The sequence below is a fragment of the Vibrio sp. SCSIO 43009 genome, assembly GCF_023716525.1.
GTDB lineage: Bacteria > Pseudomonadota > Gammaproteobacteria > Enterobacterales > Vibrionaceae > Vibrio > Vibrio alginolyticus.
The window spans coordinates 1,405,489-1,418,518 of sequence record NZ_CP071843.1; the positions used below are offsets into that span (position 1 = coordinate 1,405,489).

The 13,030-nt window shown below is 43.2% G+C and carries 11 protein-coding genes; 5 read left to right on the forward strand and 6 right to left on the reverse strand.

Annotation, left to right across the window (positions count from 1 at the left end):
- The first annotated feature begins 38 nt into the window (after positions 1-38).
- Both J4N43_RS21725 and J4N43_RS21730 read left to right on the forward strand, forming a co-directional pair.
- Positions 39-353, forward strand: coding sequence for a DUF496 family protein (locus J4N43_RS21725; RefSeq protein ID WP_005373603.1), 315 nt, complete (start codon positions 39-41; stop codon positions 351-353).
- A 121-nt stretch (positions 354-474) separates the two neighbouring features.
- On the forward strand, positions 475-1,812 hold the full coding sequence (locus J4N43_RS21730; RefSeq protein WP_005385628.1) for an MATE family efflux transporter: 1,338 nt from the start codon (positions 475-477) through the stop codon (positions 1,810-1,812).
- 74 nt (positions 1,813-1,886) lie between these two features.
- On the opposite strand, the gene J4N43_RS21735 is transcribed toward J4N43_RS21730, so the two are convergent.
- Positions 1,887-4,523 carry a hybrid sensor histidine kinase/response regulator gene (locus tag J4N43_RS21735; protein WP_158159481.1) on the reverse strand — a complete coding sequence of 879 codons (2,637 nt, stop codon included), beginning with the start codon at positions 4,521-4,523 and terminating at the stop codon, positions 1,887-1,889.
- A gap of 615 nt (positions 4,524-5,138) precedes the next feature.
- Here J4N43_RS21735 and J4N43_RS21740 point away from each other — a divergent pair.
- A complete protein-coding gene (locus J4N43_RS21740; protein WP_005373606.1) occupies positions 5,139-6,572 on the forward strand; it encodes a glyceraldehyde-3-phosphate dehydrogenase in 1,434 nt (477 codons plus the stop codon).
- 240 nt (positions 6,573-6,812) lie between these two features.
- Positions 6,813-7,034: a hypothetical protein gene (locus J4N43_RS21745; RefSeq protein WP_021035939.1), complete on the forward strand. Its 222-nt coding sequence runs from the start codon at positions 6,813-6,815 to the stop codon at positions 7,032-7,034.
- Positions 7,035-7,159: 125 nt separating this feature from the next.
- Here the strand turns inward: J4N43_RS21745 and J4N43_RS21750 are convergent, their stop codons facing one another.
- The 4 genes from J4N43_RS21750 to J4N43_RS21765 form a co-directional block, all read right to left on the reverse strand.
- A complete protein-coding gene (locus J4N43_RS21750; protein ID WP_005373609.1) occupies positions 7,160-7,489 on the reverse strand; it encodes a hypothetical protein in 330 nt (109 codons plus the stop codon).
- Between the two features lie 329 nt (positions 7,490-7,818).
- The gene (locus J4N43_RS21755; protein ID WP_017819876.1) at positions 7,819-8,433 is read right to left on the reverse strand and encodes a LysE family translocator; all 615 of its coding nucleotides are present in this window, start codon (positions 8,431-8,433) and stop codon (positions 7,819-7,821) included.
- A gap of 109 nt (positions 8,434-8,542) precedes the next feature.
- Positions 8,543-9,457, reverse strand: a complete 915-nt coding sequence (locus tag J4N43_RS21760; protein ID WP_158159480.1) for a LysR family transcriptional regulator — start codon at positions 9,455-9,457, stop codon at positions 8,543-8,545.
- 40 nt (positions 9,458-9,497) lie between these two features.
- Positions 9,498-9,953 (reverse strand): Lrp/AsnC family transcriptional regulator, encoded by a 456-nt coding sequence (locus tag J4N43_RS21765; protein WP_005373615.1) that lies wholly within the window; start codon positions 9,951-9,953, stop codon positions 9,498-9,500.
- Between the two features lie 327 nt (positions 9,954-10,280).
- Here J4N43_RS21765 and yjeH point away from each other — a divergent pair, with 327 nt between their 5' ends.
- Complete coding sequence (gene yjeH / locus J4N43_RS21770) at positions 10,281-11,543, forward strand: L-methionine/branched-chain amino acid transporter (RefSeq protein WP_158159479.1); 1,263 nt, start codon at positions 10,281-10,283, stop codon at positions 11,541-11,543.
- Here the strand turns inward: yjeH and pdxR are convergent, their stop codons facing one another.
- On the reverse strand, positions 11,544-12,989 hold the full coding sequence (pdxR, locus tag J4N43_RS21775) for a MocR-like pyridoxine biosynthesis transcription factor PdxR (RefSeq protein ID WP_158159478.1): 1,446 nt from the start codon (positions 12,987-12,989) through the stop codon (positions 11,544-11,546).
- Between the last annotated feature and the right edge of the window lie 41 nt (positions 12,990-13,030).

Here is a 13,030-nt window from a genome sequence, read left to right on the forward strand (position 1 = left end):
AATCGAGGAAGATATTCATAAAATTAGGAAAGAGAACTATGAGTAGCGTATTTGAAATCGTTAACCAAGCTCGTCGTAAAAACAAACTAAAACGTGAGCTTCTTGATAACGAAAAGAAAGTTCGTGATAACCGTAAACGTGTTGATCTTCTAGAAAACCTTCTAGACTACATCAAACCAGAAATGACTCACGATGAAATCGTCGCAATCATCAAAAATATGAAAGCAGACTATGAAGATCGTGTTGATGACCACATCATTAAAAGCGCTGAGATCTCTAAAGCACGTCGTGACATCAGCCGTCGCATTCGTGAGCTGACTGAAGAAGACAAGCAAACTAGCGGCAAAAAATAAACGCGTAAGCTAGATTTTCGAACCCCGAGCAAGAATATCTTCCTCGGGGTTTATTTTTGTCTCTAAACTAACCGCCGTGTACAATCAATCTAACTCTTATTCCTAACGCATTCAGCTTTCTATGTCTTCAACTACGACAAGTACACAACCAACGCTTGCAAAACAATTATTTACGATGACCTGGCCAATGCTTTTTGGCGTTCTGTCTTTAATGAGCTTTCAGCTTGTGGATAGCGCGTTTATCGGTCAGCTCGGCGTTTTACCGTTAGCCGCTCAAGGTTTCACTCTGCCTTTGCAAATGGTCATTATCGGCATTCAAGTCGGTCTAGGGATCGCAACGACAGCGGTCATTTCTAAAGCTCTTGGGGCGAATGAAAGTCGGTATGCCAAACAACTTGGCGGATTGGTATTGATGATCGGCTCAATTGGTGTCGCTATTTTTGGCGGGCTAATTTGGCTTTTGCGCTACCCCATTTTAGCTCTATTAAGCGCTCCAGAATCTGTTATGCCGATAATCGACAGTTACTGGCCTTGGTGGTTATTAAGCTCATGGACTGGTGCGGTTTTGTATTTTTATTACAGTATCTGCCGAGCTAATGGCAATACAATGTTACCTGGCACAATGATGATGATAACCAGCGGCGTGAACCTTGTACTCGATCCGCTATTTATTTTCACGTTTGACTTGGGTATTAACGGAGCGGCAATAGCAACCATCGTCGCTTTTGGGTTTGGTATTTTAGTCGTCGCTCCTCGCGTGAAAAAGAATCACTGGGCAACAACACAATGGCAAGATCTTAACGTAGCCAAAAGTGTTGCATCTATCGGTAACATTATGGGCCCTGCGATGATTAGCCAACTGCTGCCACCGTTGTCTTCCATGCTAGCAACAAAATTATTGGCAAGCTTTGGAACCGCAGCAGTCGCCGCTTGGGCGCTTGGTTCACGCTATGAGTTCTTTGCTATCGTTTCGGTCTTGGCGCTGACAATGTCTATGCCTCCAATGGTTGGACGCTTACTTGGAGCAAAGAACTATGAAGATATCCAAAGGCTCGTCAGTATTGCCGTAAAATTCATTCTAGGTTTCCAACTTTTGATTGCTGCCATTACATTTGCCGTCGCAAACCCACTCGCATTATTGATGACAAGTGATGTGCAAGTGGAGCAAGTCTTGGAAATGCATTTACTGATAGTGCCGATCAGTTTGGGTTCATTAGGGGTTTGTATGCTAATGGTTTCTCTTTGTAATGCATTAGGCAAATCTTACACCGCGCTCACTATTTCAGCGCTGCGCTTGTTTGTCTTTTTCCTACCGTGCTTGTGGGTTGGCGCTCAAATGGATGGAATCCGAGGTTTACTCTTAGGCGCTTGTATCGGCAACCTGTTAGCTGGTGTTTCCGCATACCTAACCTATCGCCAAACCATACGCAAACTCGCAGGCGCTCAAGCCAACGCGTAACGATGAATAATCAGAACTAAGCCCCTGAAATGGGGCTTAATCGTTTTGACACCTTGTCTAAGTTGAAATGTTAGCTAGGCGAGTTTTAATTCACTAAAGAGCTCAAACAACTGGTTCGATTTATACGGCTTAGGTAAATAAGCATCCATGCCTGCCGCAAAACAGTTGTGGATGTCTTCTTCCAAAACACTCGCAGTGAGTGCGATAATCATCGTTTTTTCACGTCCTGCTTTCTTTTCCCAACGACGAATTTCTTTCGTCGCGGTCAGTCCATCCATCACGGGCATCATGCAGTCCATTAAAATTGCATCGAATTCTTCTCCCTTTGTGATGGCTTCTAACGCTTCTTGACCGTTGCTTGTTATCAAATAGTCATAACCTGCTTTATCCAGAAAGAAACTCGCTATTTTCTGGTTCATCAAGTTATCCTCCGCAATTAAGATCCTCCGATGAGAGCGCGACGCTCGATATTCAGAGCTGACAACATTATTGGTGACATTGTCACTTGATATAGTCTTTTCAACCTTAGCTAAATCATCAATGACATGCTTAAATCGATTGCCAAGGAAAGGTAATGTGAGTACGGCATGTACTTTTTCTGCATTTTCGTAGGGAGTGGATAAATGATGCTGGCAAATAATCACACGGCGAAGATCGTAATTAAATGATAGATTATCCAAGATTTCATCGGTATTAGCGTCGTTACTGTGGCACAGAAATATGACATCAAAGTCATCATTTATCGCTTGCACTTCATTCACATTATTAACACCAAAGAGATTGATTTTCGCTAAGCGACACTCTTTTAATACTTGGTCGGCGTAGTCGTAATTTGAGCAGATCAAAAGCCCTTTATTAATCACCTCAGAACGCCAGCCAAACACCGGAATTGCTTCAACCTCAATCGAGAATTCAAAGCATGTGCCCACCCCTTTTGTAGATGTTGCTACGAGCTTGCCCCCCATCATCGACACAAGCTGACAACAAATTGCCAAACCCAACCCTGTGCCGCCAAATTGCCTCGACACTCCTTCATCTTCCTGAGTAAAGGGTTCAAAAATCGTGGTTAACTTATCTTGATCAATGCCTATTCCGGTATCTTCTACTTTAAACGTCAGCACTCCACGTTCTTTCTCAGGTAACTCTTCATAACTAACATCAACGCATACATGCCCACTTTCGGTAAACTTAACCGCATTCGATACCAGATTCGTAACTACCTGTTTGACACGATGATCATCGACCATCACGCGAATGGGGATATTTTCAGCTAAATTAATACCTAACTTTAGCTGTTTAGATGTTGCTTTGGATTGGAATAAAATCATCGACTGATACACGACTTCTCGGATATCCGCTTCTACTAGTGACAGCTCCAATCGTCCAGACTCGATTTTAGAGAGATCCAATATATCGTTAAGTAAAGTAAGCAGCGTTTGAGATGATGAGTCAATGTCATCAACAACTTCTTGTTGATGCGAAGACAACTCACTTTGAGAGAGTATTTCTGTCATGCCCATGATCCCGTTAAGGGGCGTGCGGATTTCATGTGACATGTTGGCAAGAAACACAGATTTTGCACGATTAGCCGACACTGCTGACTCTTTTGCATGCAGTATTTCTTCAGTTTGTCTCTGCATTTCTTCAACCACTCGATTCACTTGCTGAGCAAAAATGGTCAGTTCATCACTTCCATCAACTTTGACTTTTGTTTGCTTCTCTTCGGAGTTGATCAACGCGTTTAAAGTATGAATGATCGCATCGAGTTTGCTGTTAACTCGGAACCAAGTACTAAATCCGAGCCAACAAAGCAGGATAACCACTAAGGCGACGCCAAAACTGATCATCGCTATATTGGCCTTTTGTTCATGAACCTGCGTGAGAAGCGACTGCTCAGTTTGTTTGGTGAACCCATCAATGAGCACTTGTAAGCGCTGCACACGAAAATCGAGTTCTTTTAAATACGCGGCGTAGTCACTTTGTGACATGTCTCCTGACATTAATTGTCCGCGAGACGCCAAGTTTCTCTGATATCTCGGCGAAGTAAACAAGCCAAGCAATTTATCCACTTGCTCGTATGACCCACCTAAGTTTAAAAACGCATCCAAATTTTGCTGCTGTCTGTCAATCGCCTGATAAAACATACTTTGACTTAGCCGACTCTTAGGGTCTTGGACTAAACGGTTCGTCAGCCAAGCTTCTTTCTGTGTCCAAAAAGAGAGCTGAGCAAGGTAGGCAATAAAATTTTGCATGCGAATGCCATCGTCACTGCCATACCATTGATGATTTTGCAACAAAGAGCGCGACATATTTTGGAGCTGTTGAAATGCCCAATCACCCAGGTCGTCCATCTCACTCAATCTACCTGACAATACCCCCAGCATGGCTTCTTTCAGTTCATCAGCATACTCAGCAGTATTAGGGTTACTCACAAACTTTTGATGCAAAGAAGAAATAACTTCACCTTGTTCTTCAATATTAATGGCTGCAGAGACTTGAAGATCAGGCTGTCGGCGTACTTTCTCTATGGAGTAAATAAAGTGGGAGGCCTTGGATATCAATTGGAAACCTTGAATATTGCTAACCGTTTGATTGAGACGGCTCACGCGCAACGCATTATCAGAAAACTGCTGAACTGCAAACACCACTATTACCACAGCGGGTAATAGTGCGAGGAGTGCTAAGCGTGTTTTTATTGATAATCTCAACATCCATCAGCCTAATGGTTGATTTCATCCGTTTATTTAATATTAGACTAGTTTCTTGCATTGAAAGGCATATACGACATTGTTACTTTCAAACAACATTCACCTACCTAGATTATGGTTATTGTGAGTGTTTTATCATCGGCTAATGAAGTGGCAATTGTGATTCAAGTCATATTTTTTGATCTTAAAGTTGGATGCAAACAATAAAGTTTCACTCACAACTAAGAGTCGCATCACTTTTCAGGAAATCATCTATTGTATGTTTACCTATTGAGTTGCCTTATCGAGTTAAATCACACAAAAATGCAAAATATCCATTTTTGTCAACAAAAATAATTTGAAAGCAAACGTTATCATCGCAAAAAAAGTAAGTTACTTTCTAAATGTCAATACGTGAAAACCACTGCTTTAGTCACATTAATCCACCACTAACGTCCCCTTAAGTAGTGTTTTACACTGGATTTAATTTTCCTAGCAGAATAAGGACTCCGACCTTAGAATCCGCACACATAACTATTACAACCCGATTACATAACCCACCACACTCTTGCACGCTGCCGAAGAGGCAACAGCAGAGAGTATGGTTAGCCCCCAAAACGTGAAAGGTCTAATACAACAATGAGTCCAGAGAAATATCTCCAAGACTGGCAAACTAGCCAAACGATTGCTGAATCTATTTCCCCTCTAATTGGTAAGCTATATCGTCAAAAAGGAATCGAAGTGGTTCTGTTTGGTAAAACGCTTATTAATGCTACTACTATAGACATTCTCAAAACTCATCGCGTTGCAAGACGTTATACCGGTAACCCACTTTCGCTTGAGCACACGATGCCTATTATTCAAGCGCTTTGTGAAATGAGCATTTCTTCATGCCGTGTCGATGTTGGCCAATTGGCAACTATGTACTGGAATGAACATGACGATACAAGCTCTCTAAACGATTTCCTTATCACTGCACTTGATGGCGCTCGCGACGCAGATTCTTCATTGAAAGCGCGTGATGTGGTTCTTTACGGGTTCGGTCGCATTGGTCGACTACTTACTCGCCTTCTCATTGAGAAAAGTGGTCCAGGTTACCCACTAAGACTACGTGCGATTGTGGTTCGTGGCGGTAAAAAAGGCGATTTGGAGAAGCGTGCTAGCCTGCTGCGTCGTGACTCAGTTCACGGCCAGTTCAACGGTAGTATTGTTATCGATGAAGAGCGTAAAGCACTGATCGTTAACGGCAACTACATCCAAATTATCTACGCAAATAACCCAAGCGAAGTAGACTATTCAGCTTTCGGTATCAATAACGCGCTAGTTGTTGATAACACAGGTGTTTGGCGTGATTCTGAAGGCCTGAGCCAACACTTAGCGTGTCAAGGCGCAGAGAAAGTACTGCTAACAGCACCAGGTAAAGGTGACATCAAAAACGTTGTATTCGGTGTAAATGAGTCGGTAATTAAAGAAGATGACACCATCATCTCTGCGGCAAGCTGTACAACAAATGCAATCACGCCAGTCCTTAAGGCTCTGAACGATAAATATGGTGTTCTTTCTGGCCATATTGAAACCGTGCACTCATACACAAACGACCAAAATTTGATCGACAACTTCCACTCTGGTGACCGTCGCGGACGTAGTGCTTCACTAAACATGGTTCTGACTTCAACAGGTGCGGCAAAAGCAGTTGCTAAAGCATTGCCAGAGCTTGCAGGCAAGCTAACAGGCAACGCGATTCGCGTACCGACACCAAACGTTTCTATGGCAGTCGCTAATCTAAACTTAGGTGAAGACGTAGACCGTGATTCACTGAACGATTACTTGCGTGAAATGGCGTTGAACTCTGAGCTTTCGGCACAGATTGACTACACCGATTCAACAGAAATTGTATCAACTGACTTAGTTGGCTCTCGCCATGCAGGCGTCGTAGATGGTCAAGCGACTATCGCACAAGACAAGCGTTGTGTACTTTACATCTGGTACGACAACGAATTCGGTTACAGCTGCCAAGTTGTGCACTGTATGGAACAAATGATGGGTGTTCGTTACCAAACATTCCCTCGATAGGTGAACTTTGCTCCACAACGTTAACCACATAGCGTAGCGGACAATATCTCATATTTGTTCTAAATAATAAGCGCCATGCGCATTACTAATATTTTTCCCCGTTTATACGCCTGATCACCCTCAGGCGTTTTTTCGTTTCATTCATTTGACACTCTCCGGACAAAGTGAACGTCAGCATTCATGTTTTGTTCATGTTCACAGCATTAATCTGAGCACATAAATTACAGAGAGGTCATGATTATGAATCGGATTATTGTAACTGCACTAGCACTGATTACCGGCTTTTTTACGTTAGTATTTAGCTTGATCATTGCGATTCCGTTGACCATCGCAGCATTAATTACCGGCAAGCGTATTGAAAATCGCGTCAAGAAAATGCAGAGAGAAATGCACGAAGAATATGAATTTAATACAGGTAAAGCAGATGCGATTGAAGGTGAATTTGAAGAGGTTCGCCGGTAAGTAAATAAGATTTAGATGAGTTTCTCTCCCCCGACCGCTCCTGAGAAACTTCTTGCTTTCACCCTGTCCTTAAAATGGCAGGGTGCTTTTTTGAAAAGCACAATATTGAATAAACACCTAGCGGTTTATTGCTTTATCTTTTTGTTGTAGGAGGCTGTGTAACCAGCCTCCCATAAATCACCATCGACACCAGAGTATGGGTTGGATTCTTTCGGAGCGCCGCTTAGGCAAGCATCTTTGCCTTCCTTCTTAATTTCATCGATGTGGTTTAAAACAAAGTCAAAGTGTTTAGGATCAGCCTTTTGTAGTAACCCGTACAAAAGGCCAAAGCCAAGCATCGTAAATACAAACAGTTCAAAAAACACCCAAATGCTCTTTGTTGAAAAGAATATCCAAGCAACGCTGCAAACACTGGTCAAAATTACTACTGGAGCTAAATCTACTATTCTTTGCATATTGCTCTCACCTTCTAAACGGTCATGGAGTCTCTACCCCTTTCATAGGGTAAGTAAGAGGAAAGTCCGTTTTTATCCAATAAAGCACTCTCGACTTAATATGCGACACTGTTAGTATTAACGTTAAGTGGCTATCGTTCTCATTATAACAATGCGTTGGAAAGTAGCTTTCACAGCAAATGAGAATATGAACCAAAGTAACACTATTGATAATATTAATTTTAGCAACGTTTAGCGTCAGAATTACGTAAATTGTGTAAGGGTTACTGAGAGTAGACAAAAAAGCAGCCACACGGGCTGCTTTTAGTATTTCTGTCTTGCGAGCTTGTCTATACCGTTACGACCACTCTAAGAGCCAGCAGCATGAGTACTACCCCTGACAAACGATCAATCAACACTGCCTTAGAGCGAATTCTGTCAACGACTTTAGAGCTCGATAGCACTAGGGTAATAAAGGTGTACCAAAGCCCATCCACAACAAACGGCGTGGCAACAATGATCATCTGATTACTCAAATCATTACCGAGCGCGACAAACTGACTGAATAATGCGATAAAAAACAAAGCAATTTTGGGACTTAAAATCGAGATAAAAAAGCCTTCTCGCGCAGACTGGATTACCGTTGTTTCCTCACCTGACTCCAACTTCGCAGCCACACCACCTTTTGAACGCAAAGCATTAAACCCTAAATACGCAAGATATGCCGCACCCACAAGGCTAATCGTCTTGAACAGCATCGGGCTTTGCTGCAAAACAACAGCGAGACCAATCAAGGTAATAAACGCATATATACCAATGCCAAACGCATGAGCCCAAGCCGTAGCTAATCCATGGATACGTCCACCAGCCAACGAGTGCTTAGCGACAATAGCTAAGCTGGGACCTGGTGACATAGCCCCTAATAAACACACGGTAAAAAGTGATAACCAAACTGTTAGTGTCATAAGAATCTCCCCTCTTTGAAGCTCACTCTATCAACGGAAGAGGTATAATTAGAAATCAAAGTTATTCATACTAATCATGACTTCAAGTCATAGCTAAACGGTGTACGTATTAGCGAATGGAATATTCAGAGATTTGCATTACTGAGCGAATCTCTTCTCGCACCCATTTATGCGCAGGATCCGTGTCGTATTTGGGGTGCCACATTAACCAATATTGATGAATAGGTGTTTCGAGTGGTAATGCTTTATGGGTTAAGTCCCAATGCTTAGCGAGGTTAACGGCAATATGTTCAGGAGCCACCATCAGGTGCTCACTTGCAACTAAGCGATTGATCGCGGCAGAGAAGAATGGAACCTTAAAGGTAACGTGGCGGGTGTGCCCTAGCTCTTTCAATGCTAAATCAGTGTAGGAATCTTTGTCTCCGCCGCCAGTCACTTTGATGTGTGAATATGAAATCAAGTCTTCAATACTGATCTGGTCCTGCTTTGCTAACGGATGAGAAGATTTCATCAAACAAACTGATGAATCCTCACCAATTTTAACGCTCGACACACTCTGTGGTTTTTCTGGATACATAGAAGACGCGATATGGATGCCCGTCTCATGAAGTTTATCAAGAAAGTTGGGTTGCCACAGTCGGTACGCCATATCTAACTGTGGCGCTTGTTCACCCAAGTGAGAGGCAATATCGGGCAATACGTATTGCGCCACGTAGTCACTAGAAGCAATAACAAGCTCACCTTGCCACTGCCGCGGCTCAAAAGGTTGGTCATCGAGTAAATGGTCAAACTCAGCCAGTAATGCATCAAGCTTTGATTTTAACGCTATTGCTCGTGGCGTTGGTATCAGTTGATTACCTTGACGAATAAGCAGTGGGTCACCACACAGATCGCGCAATTGTGCAAGCTGTCGACTGACGGCAGACTGCGTAATGTGCAAACGGTCTGCGGTCCGGCTGACATGACACTCCTCTAAAAGTACATGCAAGGATCTAAGTAGATGCAAATTAATGTTGTTTAACATATTCGCTCAGAAGGGTTTTCAACATGGCATCCATTCATGGTCACTTCACAAACAGGTTCCCAGTCGTGTTAAAGAATTCAGCTAAGACGGTATGAGTCATCAGGTTTCGAAGCTCTGGATATCGTTGAATTTGATCTCTGATTTCATTCAAGCGAGCCATAGTAGGCACTTCGACAAAAACCATCATGTCCGTCTCACCGCTGATCGCATGACACCATTTTACGCCATCAATTTTGTATAACTCGTCCGCGTATGATTCGCAATAATACGTAGAGGTTGATTTATCGAACTTTAAGGCAAAATAGGCGCAAATCGAATCCCCACCCGAAGGCGCAATTTCAGCGTGATACCCTAGAATCACTTTGTCATGCTCTAGCTTGCGAATACGGGCCGTTACCGCAGAACGAGAAAGGTTTACTTTATCCGCAATTTCAGTCACCGACAGCCGAGCGTTGTGCCTGAGCAGATCCACAATCTTATGATCAAACTTGTCCATACCGTTACCAAGCTTTCCTTATTTTTCTCATTCTATACCGATTCTAACTGCATAAGAAACCAACATTTTGTTGGAATTATTTAAAACAACCGTCATATTGACGGTTTAGTAAATCATTTTGTTATTAACATTTTGGATATGCTATTTGGCGGGCATGAGATGAGTGCTGTTATCCATTTCAACAGAAAATAGATAACACATTGAAATCAAATTCCCAACTTAAGTACTCAGCACATAAATAGCATCGCTTAAACACATAAAACGAAATAACCAGAAGCCACAAGCTTTTTCGTAATAAGCCTCATAACATTGGATGAATCAATTCGCATGGAAGAGCTCAAAAAAGACATTTCACTCACATCAGGTATCGCACAGTTATCCACCACATTAATGGGAACGGGGCTGTTTATGATCCCGGCTATCGCAGCAGGTATAGCTGGCCATTTTTCACTATGGGCTTGGATTTTATTGTTCATCGCGATTTGTCCTATTGCGCTGACTTTTGCTCAACTGGGTAAACGATACCCCAACGCGGGCGGAACAGCCTTTTTTGTACGCAAAGCCTTTAACGCCAAGCTGGAAAGTAGTGTCGCTTGGCTATTTGTTAGTGTCATTCCGGTAGGGGTTCCGGCCGCGATTGCACTCGCCGCAGGCTTTCTACAACAAATATTGCCAGAGCCTATTAGCAACAATCTGTTTGCACAAGTTCTCACGGTAGTACTTCTTGTGTTCGTCAACTTGATGGGCACAAAATCATCAGGTCATTTACAAACTCTTATTGCTTTGAGTGTCTTCGCACTTGTTGGCGCATTTTTATGGAAAGGCGACGTTAACAGCGCCGATCTTGTGATGCCCGCCATCACACAAGAGTCAATTTGGCCTATTACCGCAGCGTTAGGCGTGATGTTCTGGTGTTTTGTTGGCATAGAGGCTTTTGCCCATATGGGGGAAGAGTTCAAAAACCCTCAAAGAGATTTCCCTATTGCCATTGTGGTCGGTTGTTTTGTAGCAGGGGCTACCTATTGGGCATGCTCTGTCGTTATTTTAAAATTTGGCGCGTATGGTAACGCTCAATTTGATAACGCATCCATCCCCTGGCTTAGTGCCCAACTACTAGGCGATGGAGCCAAATGGATAATCAGCTTGATAGGTTTCTCCGCTTGTTTCGCGAGCGTTAACTTATACACACAGAGCCTAGCGCGAATGGTCTGGGCTCAAGCTCGTGAACATCGTCCTTCTAGTCCACTAGCCAAGATTTCACGTCGCGGTGTCCCTTTCTCAGCCACCATATTAGTTGGCGGCATATTATTGATATCTTGTGTGATAGGAACCCTATCACAGCTCGATCTGGAGTTTTTCCTAAAACTCGCAAACAGTGTATTCGTTCTGGTTTACATGTTGGCGATGTTAGCCGCTTTTAAATTGCTTCGAGGATTTGGTAAAACACTTGCGGGACTGTCCCTACTGCTTTGTACCGGTGTTTTTATATGTTTAGGCTGGTCAATGTTTTATGCACTTGGCATTTTTACTCTACTTTTACTGCCTTGGAAACAGTGGCGACATAAGCGACAAACACGTGTAGCTGAATAGTCATCGCTTCCCATTTCGAAATATGTGAGCTAAACGTTGGATACCAGCGTCTATGTTCTCTAACGCGATATTGCCGTAACCAAGCACGGCACCATGCCAGTGACGTGCTTGAAAATCTGGGTGTTCATAATAGCTCAAAGGTCGCAAGATGATCCCTTCATGCTCTGCCAGTTTTGTAAAACGCTGCTCATCCATACCGTCTTGCCATTTCAACGTAATATGAAGCCCCGCCGCTTGGCTAACGACGCAAACACGGTCGCCAAAATACTGTTGAATGGATACATGCATCTGTTCATGCTTAGTTTTGTACAGTCGACGCATTTTTCGAATATGACGTAATAACCCACCTTCAGTAATAAAATCTGCCAATGCTTCTTGTGTATGCGTCGGCGAATCACCAGTTAACGCGTCCTTAACCACTAAGCATTGCTCTACTAAACGTTCAGGAACTACAAGGTAGCCAAGCCGCAATCCGTTAAACATCACTTTACTGAAGGAACCCACATACAACACGCGATCATCTCGACCCATTTGAGCTGCTAGCCCCTGTAAACTGGTATAGGGACGATGAGCAAACTGAAATTCGCTGTCATAATCGTCCTCGATGATCCAACTTGATTGTTCGACCGCCCAGTTGATGATCTTTCCTCTTTGCTCGGTATTGAGTGTGGTGCCCATCGGATATTGATTACTTGGTGTAATATACAGCGCATCGGCATCGCTTGAGGTCACCGCTTCCACATCAAAACCTAATTTCTCTCTTACGAACAAAGGCTCAAATTGATAGTTTTGGAACTGAATCAACTTCCGCATTTGCGCGTAACCTGGTTGCTCCATCAGAACCTTATCACCTTGTTTGAGCACTACCATCGTCGCAATTGACAACGCTTGCTGCGCCCCGGAGGTAATAATAATGCGCTCTGGAGAACAATTCACTGAACGGCTTGATGCGAGGTAGTCAGCTAAAGCACAGCGCAATGCCCAACTACCCTGAATATCTTGATTACCCAGCAAGCAAGTACGAGACATATGGCGAGTGAGTAACTTTTGCCATTGCGCCATCGGAAATGCGTCCAAATCCGGTACACCCGGTGCAAATGCGCGGTTGATATCAAAGTGAGCTTTCGGTGATGAGTCTCTCTGAACTGAACTAGGTTCAGGCAAGTACTGCTCTGGCAGTTCTACGGCAACATAAAAACCAGAACCTTTTTGGCTGTTCAAGTACCCTTCCGCCACTAACTGTTCGTAGGCAGAAATCACGGTATTCCTACTTAGATTAAGCTCTTGTGAAAGCTTCCGCGTAGAAGGCAGCTTCCCATTCTTCATCCACAGTCCTTGAACAATTTTCTTGCGAATAGCAAAAAACAACGCTTGCTGACGCGTTCCATCACTGTCTTTTAAATGCAGGTCACCGATATCAATCAAAGACAAACTGGATCCATCCATTAGTTAAAAGTGGCTCTCTTTAAGCTACCAGTTAAACGCTA